Genomic DNA, 14,979 nt, shown 5'->3' on the forward strand with positions numbered 1-14,979 from the left:
TTTTCTCATCTTTCTCTATCAAACAATTATACGGAAATCAGCAAATAATTGAAATAACTGCTGATGACTCGCTTATTAGACTAAACAATCGAAGAAACGCCTAGAACTCTCTACATAAAAAACCTGAATCCATTTGAATTGATGCTCTCAAATGATCAGGCTTTTATCGTACATCTAATTGATTTTCATTAATGAACAATCACTCACAAAAACTAAGTAAAAAAATTATACTTCCGATGATTCATTATGTTCTTTTGCCTCATTAATTACCTTCTCTGCTATTGGACTGATAGCAGCTAGATTGTTTTCCGAAATCTTCACATTCACAATTTCTGCATTTGGTTCTACTACTATATCTGCTTCTGATATATTTTTGACTTCTATTTTCTCTTCCTTATAATAAATTTCCAAGTGCTCAAGAATTGAGAGCTTCGTCATATCTATTTCATTTGAAACCACTATAATTATTTCATCTGAATTAGAAATCTCTCCATCATTATTAACATCCTTGTATGTTATCCCCGTTGCTTGAAGTGTCAAGGTTTTAGCAACTCGTTCTGCCTCTGCACGCTCAGCTTTTGCCTTCTCTTCGGCTGCTCTTTTCCTGTCTGCTTCCTCCTTTTCTTTTTGAGCGGCAAGCGCCTCTGCTGCCTTTTCATCCATTTTCTGCTTATAGACAAGTCCGCCTGCTCCGCCAACAATGACCAAGCTGATCAAAACGATCAAACTGGATACCACCGCTTTTTTATTCTTATAAATAAATTTACCTATAGCGCTTAAACGCTGGAATTTAACCTCTTCCATCGCCTTTTTTATCATTGGATGAATAGCTTCCCATCTTTTTTCGACTCTTTTATCACCAAAAATCACCTTTGAATGAGTACTCAAATATCTTTCTACAGCATTTTTGAAAGCAGGATCATTTACCTGGGATGCGCCCCATATTCTAAGGAAACGCTGTAAAAAGACTCTCATTTCATCTATGCCTCCATTTGAATCTACAAATGAAAACATTTCATCATAGTGGTAGAGATGATCATTTTTGTGGCCTTTGTTATAAAAACTTAAAGCAATTCTTTCTGTTTGCTCTTCTAAATGACTTGTCGGGATTAACTTAATAATGATTGCTTGAAGTTTGTCAAAACTAGAATGGAGAACATAACGTTCAGGATTAGACAAATACCTTTTCTCCATGATGTCATGAACAAGGTGAATAAGTTCGACTTTTTGCTTAATCTCAGCGCTCATCCGTTCTCCTGGAATATGATTAGCTATGGCGGCAGCTTGATCGAATTCATCTGGACTCAATAATTCCATCTTCAAACCGCTCATCACTTCTTTAGACAAGCTCGTAATCATAGCCTTCTTAAACAATTGAATGCGATCATTCAAATTTCTTCCAGCATTTAAATTTCTTTGCACCTCTTGAAAGGCTCTTAATCGATTTCTTTCCTTTCGAAAAACTAAGACAAGCCTTTCTCTCGTCAGATCATTAATCAATTGGTTATCGAATACCTCAGGATTCTGATCCAGCAAATATCTTATCTCTTCTAGTACTTCTTTTAAGGTAGCCATACTATTTAATCTTAGTTCTACATAGGCTTCTAAAATTACTGGGACCAGCTTCGGTTGTTTCAAGATCGCTGCATTCACATTTTTAAACAGGATTGGGTATCTTTTTATGTATTCATATACTTGATTTAAATAATTTACATCACTTGCCCCATAATATAATGAAACCACTAAATATTGATAAATTTTGCTGAGATCTCTTGGAGCAAATAAAGTGGATAGCTGCAAAATTTCCGCAATTGTTTCATCATCAGGCAATGAATGCTTAGAAATTCTTGCGGCATCATCATGTACTAATTTCACTAAGACCTGATATAGCTCTGTTTTTTGACTAATATTATCACTCGTTAAAAATGAGCGAAAACTTTTATAAAGGGATGAAAGCTTACTGTTAGTTTTGCTATAGCCTCCATCTTTAATAGCGTAAAGAGAGACTAACTCATTATAAGATTGAATAGAAAGGCTTTTTTGATCAAATAATGCTGTTTTCGCAAACGTATAAAAATCTGCTAGCTTTGAAGGGGCTTGCTGTAAATTTCTAAATATAAACTCAAAAAAAGGATGATGATCTAAATTTTCGTTTGCATTGATAAAATGATGGAAAGCAAAATCAAAAACGTAGTCCTTGCTTATTAAACGATCATTCGGGCGAATGCTTCCTTTCTCAACAAACATGAGATTAATATTTTTTTTACTTTGGGGTTCTGCAGCATATGAAATAAAACCAAAATACTTCCTTAGTTCATATGGAATACATTGAAATAAATAATAGGTTAAATGATAAGCAGATTCAGTTGCCGCTGTTATATCGCCAGGTAAGGAGACATACACTTTTTTCTTTGTTGTTAATGAAGAAATCAGTGCAAATATCAACTGCATACATTGTTCAGATGAGATATTTAGTTCGTTCAAAATTGAATGTAGCGGGCGGAAATGCCCGTTTTTAAAAGGAAGAGTATCTAATTCTTCCAATTCGCTCCCGTTAGTAAGTTCATAGTCTGTACGGAAAGGGAGACTTCCAAAAACTGTATCGGCTACATAAAGATACTCCTTCGCTCTTTCTTTAGGAATAATCATATTATGGGAGAAGAAGGTTTCCCTCTCACCTGTATAGTCCGATTCTTTATAAACACTTTGTCCAAAAATCAATTCTCCTGTATCAGTAACCATAATAAGCTTTGACTTTGGATACTTTCCTTCATCTCTTACTCCACTATTCGAAAGTTCTCTTGGAGGATAGTAAGAACAGAGAGGGTGGATGACCTTTTTAATAAAATTGTTATCGAGCCCTTTCGATTTAGCAATCGTATCGTATCCAGGAGTGGTCGTAAAAATCCCTGCCCTCTCCCTTGTGTACATATGCTGCTGAATTTGTAACATCACCTAGTATTCCTTTCCTTCAATATAGCCAAGCTGGTTTAAAAGCCATATAACCGGTTCATCGACCCGAATGGGGTTTACTACTCCAGCTATTTCCTTATTTACTGGATTCGTACCTAGTGCTGATACAGCAAAAAAGGCAGTATTTGTAAAGTACACATCTAAAGCATCTTTAAAGGGGCGATCAATCTTCTCGATAAGTCTTCTGACTTCACCATTAATATTTTCAAATTCTATTAGATTTAAAGCTCCTGTATGTACATAGTTATTAAACAAATTACTGTTCGGCCGAATATAGGCGCCATCTTCTTCAGCAAGTGTATTTAATAAATCACTCTTTGTAAGGATAACAGCCGTCGGAATAGATGTTTTCCCTTTATCTTGATGGCCAATAAAATTCTCAAACAAGTTCAGAATGACATCACGAGGCTCAGCATATCGTTCTGATACATCTCCATGATTATCTAAATGAATGAGCATCCGTTCCCGAATTGACTTGATCTGCAATGGATCGACAAGGAATAATATCCCTGCTGAATTTTTAATGTGAGAAGCAAAAATAGATAGAAAATCCTGATCAACCATTCCTTCACCTGGAACATCAAAAAAGACTAAAGTGAGCGGTGCCTGGTTTTCATTTTTAAAGATTAATTGAAAAATGTAAGGCTCCTGCAGCTCTAATCTCGTAGACTGCAGCATTCTGCCATTCTCAAAAATAAGATCTTCATATTTTTCTTTAAATTTACGGCTAACATCTGCGTTTAATGGCATACATGCTGCATTAAAATTGTAGGCAGTCGTATTTTGAAGGGTATGGATTAAGGAAGTCATGTATACTGATTTACCTACCGAGGATGCTCCAACAATCGAGATAATATTGCTTGGCACTTTACCAGCATTAATGGGCAGTTCATTATGACAAGCAGGACAAAGCCGCTTTCTCGTAACGATTCCATGTGAATCTGTAATAGCAGCTAGTACACCATCTGCATATACTTTATCGTCATCATGAATGTATTTTGGATGCAGTACTGCTTCCATTTCTGGGGCAGAGTCCATTCCAAACTTTGCTCGATATTTATTCAGCTCTTCATCTTCCTGAAGTGCATAATCTTCATCATCTTCCAGATGATGAGCTGCCCGGAATACCACATCCTCTGGCTGATACTTTTCAAAGCAATAAGGACAGACAATATCATAAAAAGGCGGCTTCACTTTAATTTCTTCTTTCTTAAACAAATTCTTAAACATGCTGATCATCATACATCCTCCTATTCTGGAATGAGTTCATATAAATCACCATACTGTTTTCCATTAGTAAAAAAGAGACGAATATAGTCATCCTTATTTATTTGAATTTCCGGCAGAGAGGTTTGACCTGGCTGAAAGTCATTTACAAAATGATAAATAGACCCATCGATTGTACTTGTTGGATGACTCTCCTTTTTTTTGACGTAGCATAAGCTTTCTTTAGGTATAAATACTTCAGATTTAATTGTGATTTTCACCGTCTTTTTAGAGCTGAACCATCCCTTTTTATACTTTATCGAATAATAAATCTTTGCTTTCTGTGCTTTGATTGTTATTTCATTGTGCTGATTATCCTGATTAAGAATAACCATTTTCCCGTTTTCATGAATAGCTGGGTAGATTTTATAAACAATTTTCCCGATCGAGTCAACAGTATCCTTATAACCTGCATTTGATTTATATTCTTCTCTCGTATATAGCTTCATAGGAATAGAGCTTTCCTCACCAAAGGAAAGCCCATCCTCTTCTGCTGCTTTACAAATATAAACAAATTCAATATTCTTTGGCCATTGCCAAGATAAGATTATGGAATAATCTTGCATCCTTATCTTAGGCTCCTTAATCCACTGATTGGACTCTGCATAACTCCAATTCATGATGAAAACTCCTTAATAAAAAGTTTTGCTCGTATGTTTCTTATCTGAATCAGCAAATGCTCTTCTGTTATACAAACTAACATCCGATCTATTCGTCCCGCCTTCGGCATTGTACATTCTATAAGGAACGACTGCAGAGAATAAACTCACAATAACTGCAAGAATGATATCACTCCAAAGTCTTATATAGAATCCTTTTAAGAAAAGACTTCCGAATCCCCATTCTAAAATCAATCCAGCAATTACTCCCGCTGCTAACCCGCCAATGGCCAAGCTTTGTGCCAGGAAGCGATTATCAAACATCAGCCCAAGCGCTAAGCCTAATACCCCTCCTATTAAAGAAACAAATAGAATTCTTAGGAATTTATATAGAAGCATATATTGAGCAGAACCTTGACGTTCACCTATTAAAAGCCTATCTTGTGTATCCTTTTGAATGTCCTGAAAAGCGCTGGAAAGTTTATTCGCATCATCGACGCTATAATAAGCCCCACCTGTTCGTTCTGAAATATCACTTAATAGAGCTGCACCTTGATTTTGTTTCTGGCTTAAGCCAACTGTGTTAATGACAATTTGTTTATCCTGGAATGGTTTTACAGACTGAGAAACATCCATTTTACTAAATCCATCTGATAAAAGAACAGCCATTGTCAGTCTGTCATCATTTACTTGGTTTAGATATTCCATTGCATCAGAAAGAGCGAGTCCGATATCCGTTCCGCCTTGAAAACGAATTGACTTTTCAAATTCATCTCCTGCCTGTTGTTTCTCACTATTATTCTTCAAAAAAGTAAATGTTTGAAGCATCTTTGTTTGATCATTAAAGACTAAAAGTGCACTTCTCTGATTCCCGTCTACCTTCATTAAGAACTCTTTAACAGCAGCAATTGTTTTATTATCCGGATCCGTTTCTAGCATGCTTTCAGAAATATCCACAATCAGAATAATATCCTCTGGGGACTTCGTATCCAATGCATCTAATTCATAGATAAATTGCAGCAAGCTGCCCGCAATAAATGGGAGAATTACCATAACGGGGACAAGCAATTTCAATGAAAAAGAGGCATATGATGAAGCCCAGCGTAATCCATTTAATCTAGGATTCAATTTTTCTCCAATGAATGCCATTAAGCCAATCCATAGTCCTAACTGGCCGAAGTATAGTCCTACTAAGATGCTATTAGGAACCTCCCCTTTTAATTCGGACAGTAAAGCCTCACCAGTAAATGCTCCAATTACTCCTCCAATAGCCGTTAAAATAAAGAGAAGAAAATTAAAATTTCTTACCTTCATCAAGTTACCCCTTTCAATCAAGTTGATCGCAGATTAATGGGCTCAGGGTGGAACTCATATCCACTTTCACGATATTTCTCATAGTATCGAATATTGTTTTGATAAAATCTCAAGTCCTCGATAGCAAACCCACCCATTAAACTTAACTTTTCAATCCCACTTGCTCTATTCTCATGGATGCAGCCGAGGCGGTAGGGGCGATTATCCTTATCTATTCCTAAAACATATTGGATAAAGCTGCTCTGAAAATCTCCAAGGTAATATTTCTCTTCATACTTATGTTTCTGACTATAATCTAATAAATGAATATGACAGGCCGAGTCCTTTTCCAGAAGCTGGTATAGTTCATGAAAAAGCTCTTCTTTTGTAAGGACCTGAGGGTCACCATAATCAACCATTACATTTCCTCTTGCTAGTATTTCTTGTTCGAACGTTTGATCTAGCTTTCCTGATTCGAAGATAAACCTTTGACACATCTCTATGACCCGGTTGGTAAACATCCCTTGTTTAAGAAGGAGGGAAAGTTTCCCCAAATTCTTTTCCTCAAAGTAAAATTCTGTTGAACGTTTTTCCGTTAACTCTTGAAGAATGGATTGGACTATCCTCTCATAATATTCTGGAATATTTTGGTTAATCTTATTTTGATAGCCTGTTGTTATTTCAACCTTCCTGCGGTACAAATTCATTTCCAAACTATTAAATACCTCAATTTGCTTCTTATACTCTTCATGGCACTCCTCAAGAATCAGCATATAGTAGTTGACCAGCTCAAGCTTTGAGTCAACTAGTAAACTTATACACTTATGCTGATATATTCTATTAATTAAATGAGAAATGAAATTTCTAGTTGTTCGTTTCTTGGAAAATAGGACTTTTCGGAAATCCTGCTGTCCTCCATATTCACTGTATATCGTGTTTAGTTCTTCTTTAAGTACTTCAGATTGATGGATATACTCGGAGCGAAGCCGGAGCAAATATTGGACAACCTGTTCATCCGTCCATCGATAAGCACAAAAAACCCCATATTTAGAGTTTTCCTCCACTCGCTTTTGAAGCAGCTCTTGTAACGGTTGATTCGAATAATAGTCTTTCATCTTTTCAAAAAATGGCTTCAACAGGTTCTCTTGAAAAAACACCTTAGCTGAATCCCCAAATAATATTTCCTCTGCTTCTCTTAAGGTCAGATTTTCCAGCTGATGATACATATAATCAGAAGGCATTAAACCAAGCATCTCTTCTATTATTTCCGTAGGAGGGAAAAAGGAAGAAACTTTACTATGAATAGAGAGGTTATCTAATTCAAGTAATTCAATAACTTTTTGCTGCTCTATATTATTGGCACGATCACCGATAACAGCTTTTAAATGTATATAAAAATAATAAAGAACATTTATAACAATCGCTTCATTAGGACGGCTAACTTTTGAAAACCCAGCTGAAACAAATGCTGGTATCCGTTCATCATTTTGAATATTTTTCGAAAAATGGACATTGTTGTACATTTCATTTCCGGGAAAATGTTCATTTTCATTTACTTTTTTATTTTTTATTAAGTTAACTGCATTAATAATTTCTGCATTTTTACCTATGCTATTTTCTGTAAACATCCCACGTTCGTCTTTATCACTTAGAAGATACACAAGATCAAATAACGGTCCCTTTCTAGTAACAGAGATCCGAATCCTATCTTTAGTAACAAGAATGTCTTTTGAAAAAGAAAATTGCTGTTCTTGCATCTTTTTTAACTCACGAAGAAAGCTTAAGCCTAAAACCGAGGTGCCTTCGTCTGCTGTTCTTTCTTCTAGTAAACAGAAAGCATCTAAGTAGGTCATTGTGAATAAATCCCTTAAGGAGTGTTCAAGTAAAATAGCTAACTCTGATAGGATAACTGTAAGCGGATCATTTATCTCGGTAATGACAGAGATATTAACCTTTTGAAAGGAAGCAAATTTATTCCCTAGTTCTGCAAAACGGACATTTAATTGGCGCAAAAGCTGGTTATAATCAACCAGCTTTTGCTCATCTTGATAAAAGGCTTCATATAATGAAGGCCTGCTTCTTTTTCCTGATGCATCCTTTTCAGCGGCTTTAAATGATATAACATTTGCTTCTGCCCATGTTTCTTTCAAATAGGCATGAAGATACAAAATTCCGTCATGGTTAGCCCACTTTTTTTGATTTAGTTCATAGACTGCCTTTAGAGCAGGCAGAGACTGATCACCAATAAATAAGTAAATGATCGGATTACTGATCAGCCGTCTTCCCTCTTTACCAAGATGGCTATTTTCAGCCTTTAGAATATAATCTTCGATGATTTTTCCTACTAACTTTTGCATTCCATTTTGGCCCCTTAAAGGTTTATCTAATCACCTTAATTAGACTATTTACCTTTTCAAGAATTTGTTTATAAAATGTATACATTTCTTCTCCGTTAACGAATTCTTTTCGATCATATTCTAATGTTGATTTAGCTTCTAATGCTGCATCACTTAATGCTTCTAATCTACTTGTTAATACCCCGGTATCATCGCTCATCGACAAATTCGTATTTCTTCGATCCGCTTTCTTATCAATAATCCCTTTGCGCTTTTCATTAAGCGAACGGTAGACTTGGTAAAGCTCAAATTCAATAAACTTATTAACCTTCGTTAAGTTAAGGAAAGGCTCCCAGCTCTCTTCTTCTACATCGTGATCATAGACATAAACAGCACCTTTTTTCGTAATGGTGCTTGTATATAAAACTTCAATAAACTTTTCTATATTCACAGCTTCATCCTGAAACGATTTAAGTGAAGCTTCGAGTTCATACAATACTTCCTGAATCGATTCATATTTTAGAACTTCTTCTCTAACATAATGGATGAGATTCGGTGTGCGAATAAAATTTTCAATCGCCAAATTTTTATTACTGCTGCCAAAAATATCTCTCTTGGAAACAACAGGAAGCTGCTCTGTTAAAAGCCTACGAAGTTCACTGATACACTTTTTCACTTCACCTAAATTTGGCTTATCTGAATGATGTTCCATTTGGTATTGGTTTAGAATGTCTGAAAGATTAAATTGTCCAGAAAGAATGACTTCAAATTTATTATTCGTGTTTGCATATTCGCCCTTATCCTTGATGACACCGAATTCTATTGCTTTAGCAAATAATTCTCTTATGCGGCGGTTGTAATCTTTAAGTCTAGCATTTTCATAAATGTCTCCCCATGACATTTCTGGAATAGGCGACGGAAGGTATGCCCAATTATCTTTTTCCGATTGAGAAAGATGTCGGCCTACCCCTTCTTGTTCAAATATCGTGCGTTCATAGCTTTGTTCATAACTAGTGAGTGGAGTATAGACAAATAATGGGACTCCATTTTTCGTGTTTAACCAGAAAATCCGGTTCTTTACCTCACTTTCCTTGACCGTGAAGCGAGCACCGCTTACTGAGGTTCTCTGGAAATCCTTTATTCCCTTTAAAATATTTGGTGCTTTATGAGGGACTGAAACAAACCCCCAAGATGGAAATACAAGATTACCTACACTATTGTTTAAATGGAATACCGGAACCGCTTCATCATTAAGTAATTTTGCAATTTTTCGTTCAATAATATGTTCGATCGATTCATCTTCTCCGTATTTCATAACGAGAAAGTCTTCCATCGATTTCGTGATTAAATCGCCGAACTTTTCAGAGAGAAATTCAGAAATGGAACTGATAATATCTAAATCCTGTTCTTTTACCCAACGATTTGATTGATCGAGCAGATCTTTTGTAAAATCTGCAATCATATCATTTCCATCTTTTGTATCCATAATTTCTGTTATTTTTTCAGCCATATCAGGAACACTCACTACATTCCAATAATAAGTTTTGTTCCCGCTCCCATCCTGGGTTTCTTCGCCACGAATTAAGATATCGCCATTTTTTTCAAAAATCGCATTTAATGTATTTAATATCTCCGTTACAACAGAGTACATTTTATTATTTTCTTCATTAATCATCGTGTGGACATCCTGATAAAAATCAATCATATGCTCCATACACTCTTTATCTGCACGAAGATAATATTCATCAATTTTAGTTGAGATGTAGGCGTTTTTCTTCTTATCTTTTGAGAATAGCGCACTTTTGGCATCAGCTAATCTTTCTGCCCCATGCTGGGCCATATCGTTTATTTCCATTGGTTTTCGATATACCTGTTCTTGCAAAAATTCAATATAAGACTTGATCAAGTTTAATAAACTATTTCCTTTAGCTGTAAAAATTAAGCGGGATACAAAAAATGGACCCTGCTCAGGATTTAAAAATATACGTTTAATCTGTTCTTTAAAATTTTCAAGCAGCTCTGCTGGATATTGCTTTTTTAACTTAATATAATTTTCTCTTGCCTTTGATAGGTACCCTTGTTCAAGTTCTTGATCTAAACTGATCGTTTGCTGCTTTATCACATTGTTAAAGTTTAAGCGATCGCTATTTTCATAGCCCGGAATCGGTTCAGGAACAAGGGAATTGAACTTTCTATGTACAGAATCAATATCAAGCCCCATCCTATTCGCAAACGTTTCAACTTCCTCTTGAGTAGGTGAAGCAGGAAACATTTTTTCCATCTTTTTAAAAACTTTATAGGCTAAGTATGTTGTCATTTCTTCAACAGGCAAAATCGCAGATGAAGCCCCAAGAATGTTGTAGGAATAATTTGCGGCGTAAGCTTTATGCATCTGCTTAATATTCGTGCCAATATTGCTGATATAATCGTGAATGGCAAATTCCTCTCCCGATTGCTTATCCTCATTTGCCATAAAGTTTGTAATATTTTCAGCTGTTACATTCATGGTGTAGTCATACGCATTTTCAAGCAGTTTCCCGTCAAGATTTGTCGCAGAAATGAGATGACACAGATTATATGGAGGCATTGGCGAATTAACAGTCAGGATATTCCCATACTGCTGTTTAAATCGCTCATTCCGCTCATCCACATTCATCCAATAATCAAGCTCTTTCAAAGCTGCAAACCCGTTTTTCTTGATGTATTCACTTGTGTGCGTATTTAAGCTTTTATTTGATAAATTGACATCAGGTGTAAATAAGTACCCGAGAATACTCACTTTATCAACACCCGCTGAGCCATGTTCCTTTTCCATAATGCCGCGAATAATATAGGAGATATCCAGGAAGCATCCTGAACCTGTTCCTCCAGAGATACCAGTTAAAATGAACACGGACATCCTTTTATTGGTCCCTTCAGATAAAACCTTTATTTTCTTTTCAATTGTTTGCACTACTTGATTAATCTTCGTAAATAATAGTAATCGTCCCGCCTGTCTAACCCCAGATGCCCCACTTATTCCATCTGTAATCAAAAGCTCTGGTGAAAGCCAATCTGTAATATACGAAGGAAGTGTGCTCCGATTTTGCAAGAGACTTCCAATTTCAGGATTAGAGAGAAGGACAAATTCGGTTACAGGGTCTAGCCCAATTCCTTTATATTTTTTAAAACGGTCCTGTTCATTTGTTTCAAAAGCAAGATACTCAATGTTATTTGGCTTCTCTTTCTTCTTTTTGGAAATTGGATCAGCCGGAAGCTTAAACCTTCTATTCACTTGGTATTTTAAACGGAGAAGAGCATCTATCCCTGTCCCGCCAAGGCCAATAACAAGTATTGGATTATCGATCGTATCCACACGGATTTTTTCACTTACGATTCCACCGCCCAAAGATACGTCTAACTGCTGGATATGTTCTCTAACTGTTGCTTTCATGCCGTATACCCCCTATATGAGATAATCAAGAGAAATCGATTTATTCACCTTGCTCAGTTTAGCTTTCAGCCTATCATTCTTCTTAATCGTTATACCTTTTGATGCATCCACTGCCCTGCCAGCTTTTTCGATGATCACTTCCCCTTTATTAAATAAAGTGAGCGTGTCATTTTTGCCTGGCACAAGAATGACCGATTCAGTTTCTATCAATTCTGGTGCAAGCTGCAGAAGTTGATGAAGTTTAATCTTCCCTTTAAATGTATTCAATTTACGATATTGTGGAGTTGTTTTCTCTCCTGTATCTTCATCTCGGATTTCAACAACAATCTGACCGATAAATCCTTTATTTGCTTTTTTTATAAAAGAAAGAATATAGAATACAAGAACGCCCAAAAGGAGGAAGCCAATTCCAGCCAGGACGTATAATAACCATGGGACGTCCTTTGTATTTTCTTCTTTTACAGGGGAAGAAGAAGCAGCAATTACACTAGCATCGATGATGAACGTGTTTGTTTCCCTGAAAAAACTATTATCTTCAGCTATTACTTTTATCTCATATTGTTTATCCTCTGGAATGATAAATTCTCCATTGAAGCCTTTTCCATCATTTGTCAGAGGAATCTCACTTACCGTACCTGATGCGATTTCGTTAACAATCAGTTTCGCACCCATCGATTGATATAATTCTGGACTTTCCACCTTCTGCCCATTTGATTCAAGGAATGATTGAATAGCGATAATGTCACCCTTTTTGTAGTTCTTTTTCGCAGGGTCCACTAGTCGAAGCCCTAAATCATAATTAAAAACCATATTGATATCAATCTTGTCCTTTTGTACGCCTTTCACTTGAACCTTCCAGTTCCCCGAAGCTGGTTTAATCAATTTTATTAATGAATAAGCCTTTGACTTAGAATAGTACACATCGTCGGACGGAATTTCTATTTCCTTCCCATCTGGAGAAAATAACTTCGCTTCAATCGGATTCCCAGATGTAATTGAGATGTTTGCTTCCATTACACTGTTGTTTGGAATATCGATATTCACGTCCTGAAATTGGCCATTTCCTGTTAAATTTGTAATAGGTATTACTTTTAACTTGAGATGGTTTGCAAATATCTCACTCAATATTCTTGGAAGGTCATCTGCCGTAGTAGTAGTAAAAAATTTTCCGCCTGTTTCTCCAGACAGCTTTTCTAATATCGTTTTATTTAAGGTTCCGTCTGCATTTAAACCAATTGTGTAGATAGGATATCCTTCTGACTTTGATTTCCTAATCGCTTCATCTAGTTCTTTTCCAGACAGTTCCTCTGTTCTATCCGAATTTGGATTTAAATAGTTATTGCCATCTGTTAATAAAATGATTAGTGGTGTATGGTCAGCTTCCTTGCCGGCATCAAGGATTTTAACTGCTTCACTGACACCAACGGCAATATCTGTATAAGCACCAAGGGATAATGTATCTATGTATTTCTTAAAATCAGTTTTATCAGCATCTGATCCAATCTTCATTAAGGCTTTTTCCCGAATAATTTGGTCTGTATAGGCGACCATTCCAACCTTATCCCCATTTTTTGAAAGCATATCAATGAACATCTTCATTGCCTCGCTGCTGATTTTGTTTTTGTCACTGTCCTTCATAGAATTACTGACATCTACCACTAATACAGCATCCATTTTTTGAGCATCTGTGGATATATTTGCAGCAGCAGAATCAGTTAGAAGAAGTGAATGTAAGAATAATAGGCATAATAAGAAAAAAGCCGCATACTTATGCACCTTCACAGAAACATCCCCCTTAAAAAAATAAGCAATCCCCTCATATCCTCCCGAAAAACATACATATATTGTAAACTAACCCTATATTTATAGAAAAATCACCCTATTTTAAATATAATTAAATTATCGTATATTGTAAAGTTTTGAATATTTTTGTTAATATAGAAGGATTTTACATTCATGAAGGAGGAGAAGCTTTGATTCCATACTATTTGCCTTTACTTATCTTTATTTTTAGTTTTCTATGGAAATCGTTTCAACTATACAAATACAAAACTACGATTATAAAACAAAAAAAGGTTGATGAGGTAATTTATGAATATATAAACAAGAATCAGGGAGGGAACTTATCACATGAGCAAAACTCCAGTCAAATTTAGCCATTTTACTCTTAATGAGAAATTGACAAACCAATTATATCTATGCAAAAACTGCAGCGGATACACCCTGCTGCGTATGGAACATTGCAGTCACTGTTCACAAGCAAAGGGATATCTTTCAATGGATCAATTTATCTCCAAAAAATACCGGCTTAAATTTCAGAGTGATGTTTTCCTATTATTGTTTCTCTTATTTATTGCTGTTCTCTTTACCTTTAATCCAATTTCAATAGCAATCATTGGCATAATTGGGGCTGCAGCAATTATCCTCTTATGTATTTTTAAACTGCTCTTCCGCAGCTCAGAAATAAATTATCTCCTCATGAACCAAGTCACAGCTGATAGAGAAAAAATTAAGAGAGGGATTCATGTCAACAAAACATTTGCTGAGAAGAAAATACAAGAATACGCCTACCTTGAAGCCTATGAGATTTTAAGAATCATCGGTTTATTTTCGAATGATGATGACACTAAAAAACTAAAATTAACATGCTTAAATACATTTATTATTCGTAAAGATATGCAATTAGAAATGGATACAGTAGTCCCAAATATGTATAGTAAGGAATTTATTGCGTACTTGGGTAATGCAGCAAAAGTCCAGCGGCATCTTGTCAATAAGAAGGTATTAGATTATGTCGTTACTTATGAAAGAGAAATACAAGAACATTTTTCTAATGAGATCTTCATCATCGTAGCGGGTGCAGCATTAAGAATGAAACAATACTTCTTAAACTATGAAGAGTTTATTATGAAATATGCTGATCATTTGCCTAAGGAGCGAATCATTCGCTTATGCACGCTTCTGGATTCGATCCATTCTTATGAAATAGAGGAATCAAAGAAACGGGCACATCATTTATTGCACACAAAATTTAATCGGGAACCATTCGTAATGGCTCTTCATTAGGAAGGACAACGTA

Annotated in this window: 8 protein-coding genes; 1 reads left to right on the top strand and 7 read right to left on the bottom strand. The window is 35.7% G+C overall.

Annotated elements, in window-relative coordinates; translation table 11 throughout:
- Positions 1-225 precede the first annotated feature (225 nt).
- Genes ASU02_RS02380 through ASU02_RS02410 form a run of 7 tightly spaced genes read right to left on the bottom strand, consistent with a single transcriptional unit; the run spans position 226 to position 13,682 of the window.
- Positions 226-2,952, bottom strand: a complete 2,727-nt coding sequence (locus tag ASU02_RS02380) for a GAP1-N2 domain-containing protein (protein ID WP_057760601.1) — start codon at positions 2,950-2,952, stop codon at positions 226-228.
- A 3-nt stretch (positions 2,953-2,955) separates the two neighbouring features.
- Positions 2,956-4,212: a TRAFAC clade GTPase domain-containing protein gene (locus ASU02_RS02385; protein WP_057760603.1), complete on the bottom strand. Its 1,257-nt coding sequence runs from the start codon at positions 4,210-4,212 to the stop codon at positions 2,956-2,958.
- A gap of 11 nt (positions 4,213-4,223) precedes the next feature.
- Positions 4,224-4,859, bottom strand: a complete 636-nt coding sequence (locus ASU02_RS02390) for a hypothetical protein (RefSeq protein ID WP_057760605.1) — start codon at positions 4,857-4,859, stop codon at positions 4,224-4,226.
- Positions 4,860-4,871: 12 nt separating this feature from the next.
- The gene (locus ASU02_RS02395; protein WP_057760606.1) at positions 4,872-6,152 is read right to left on the bottom strand and encodes a vWA domain-containing protein; all 1,281 of its coding nucleotides are present in this window, start codon (positions 6,150-6,152) and stop codon (positions 4,872-4,874) included.
- Positions 6,153-6,169: 17 nt separating this feature from the next.
- Positions 6,170-8,488 carry a hypothetical protein gene (locus tag ASU02_RS02400; protein ID WP_057760608.1) on the bottom strand — a complete coding sequence of 773 codons (2,319 nt, stop codon included), beginning with the start codon at positions 8,486-8,488 and terminating at the stop codon, positions 6,170-6,172.
- A gap of 22 nt (positions 8,489-8,510) precedes the next feature.
- Positions 8,511-11,900 carry a tubulin-like doman-containing protein gene (locus tag ASU02_RS02405; RefSeq protein WP_057760609.1) on the bottom strand — a complete coding sequence of 1,130 codons (3,390 nt, stop codon included), beginning with the start codon at positions 11,898-11,900 and terminating at the stop codon, positions 8,511-8,513.
- A 12-nt stretch (positions 11,901-11,912) separates the two neighbouring features.
- Positions 11,913-13,682, bottom strand: coding sequence for a vWA domain-containing protein (locus tag ASU02_RS02410; protein ID WP_057760611.1), 1,770 nt, complete (start codon positions 13,680-13,682; stop codon positions 11,913-11,915).
- A 348-nt stretch (positions 13,683-14,030) separates the two neighbouring features.
- On the opposite strand from ASU02_RS02410, the gene ASU02_RS02420 reads away from it, so the two are divergent.
- A complete protein-coding gene (locus ASU02_RS02420) occupies positions 14,031-14,966 on the top strand; it encodes a hypothetical protein (protein WP_157684473.1) in 936 nt (311 codons plus the stop codon).
- The last annotated feature ends 13 nt before the right edge of the window (positions 14,967-14,979 follow it).

Origin of the sequence: Cytobacillus praedii (assembly GCF_001439605.1) — a bacterium.
GTDB lineage: Bacteria > Bacillota > Bacilli > Bacillales > Cytobacillaceae > Cytobacillus > Cytobacillus praedii.

Coding starts and splice junctions, on each gene's coding strand:
- ASU02_RS02385 (WP_057760603.1), bottom strand. CDS start 4,212: ATGATCAGCATGTTTAAGAATTTGTTTAAGAAAGAAGAAATTAAAGTG.
- ASU02_RS02400 (WP_057760608.1), bottom strand. CDS start 8,488: ATGCAAAAGTTAGTAGGAAAAATCATCGAAGATTATATTCTAAAGGCT.
- ASU02_RS02380 (WP_057760601.1), bottom strand. CDS start 2,952: ATGTTACAAATTCAGCAGCATATGTACACAAGGGAGAGGGCAGGGATT.
- ASU02_RS02405 (WP_057760609.1), bottom strand. CDS start 11,900: ATGAAAGCAACAGTTAGAGAACATATCCAGCAGTTAGACGTATCTTTG.
- ASU02_RS02395 (WP_057760606.1), bottom strand. CDS start 6,152: ATGAAGGTAAGAAATTTTAATTTTCTTCTCTTTATTTTAACGGCTATT.
- ASU02_RS02390 (WP_057760605.1), bottom strand. CDS start 4,859: ATGAATTGGAGTTATGCAGAGTCCAATCAGTGGATTAAGGAGCCTAAG.
- ASU02_RS02420 (WP_157684473.1), top strand. CDS start 14,031: ATGAGCAAAACTCCAGTCAAATTTAGCCATTTTACTCTTAATGAGAAA.